Here is a 1,054-nt window from a genome sequence, read left to right on the forward strand (position 1 = left end):
GGGCTAGGGGTGGGGGTACGGCGCCGACATCTCAAGTTGCCACGCCTGCCGGCGCACCGCGTCCCGAGGGCGAAAGACCGCTGGCTTCGCCGGCTGTTCGTCTGCGGGCAAAAGAAGCCGGCATCGATCTCAGGCAGGTTGCGGGATCCGGCCCTGCCGGCCGCATCGGCCATGAGGACATCGAAGCCTTCCTGGCGCGCGGGCCGCAGGTTGCCAGGACATCCGGCCTCGCCCGCAACGATGCGATCCAGGATATCAAGGTGGTCGGCTTGCGGCGCAAGATCGCCGAGAAGATGTCGCTGTCGAAATCGCGCATCCCGCACATCACTTATGTCGAGGAGATCGACGTCACCGCGCTGGAGGAATTGCGCGCCGCGCTCAACAAGGAGAAGCGCCCAGGTAAGGGTGGCGTGGAGCGGCCGAAGCTGACGCTGCTGCCGTTCCTGATGCGGGCCATGGTGAAGGCGATAGCGGACCAGCCCAATCTCAATTCGCTGTTCGACGACGAGGCCGGCATCATCCACCAGCATGGCGGCATCCATATCGGCATCGCCGCGCAGACGCCGTCGGGGCTGGTGGTGCCTGTCGTCAAACATGCCGAGGCGCGCGACATCTGGGAGTGCGGCGCAGAAATCATCAGGCTGGCCGAGGCGGCCAAGTCCGGCACGGCGACACGCGACGAGCTGTCCGGCTCGACCATCACCATCACCTCGCTCGGCGCCATGGGCGGCGTGGCGACGACGCCGGTCATCAACCATCCGGAAGTGGCAATCATCGGCGTCAACAAGATGATGGTGCGGCCGGTGTGGGACGGCACCCAGTTCATCCCGCGTAGGATGATGAACCTGTCGTCGAGCTTCGACCATCGGGTGATCGATGGGTGGGATGCGGCGGTGTTCATCCAGCGGATCAAGACGCTGCTGGAAACGCCGGCGCTGATCTTTGTGGATTGAGGTGATGAGGCCGATGTCGAAGCTTGAGACGGACCTTCGGAAGTTACCGGCGTTGGAATGTGGGCTCCCCCTTCTCCCCTTGTGGGAGAAGGTGTCGCCGA

At 64.5% G+C, this 1,054-nt stretch carries 1 protein-coding gene; it reads left to right on the top strand.

Going from position 1 to position 1,054, the window contains the following annotated elements; translation table 11 throughout:
- Positions 1-953, top strand: a 953-nt coding sequence (locus EOC06_RS37705; protein ID WP_164899015.1) for a dihydrolipoamide acetyltransferase family protein, incomplete at its 5' end; no start/stop codon positions are given.
- Between the last annotated feature and the right edge of the window lie 101 nt (positions 954-1,054).

The organism is Mesorhizobium sp. M7A.F.Ca.MR.362.00.0.0, assembly GCF_004023175.1.
In the GTDB taxonomy this organism is placed as follows: Bacteria; Pseudomonadota; Alphaproteobacteria; order Rhizobiales; family Rhizobiaceae; genus Mesorhizobium.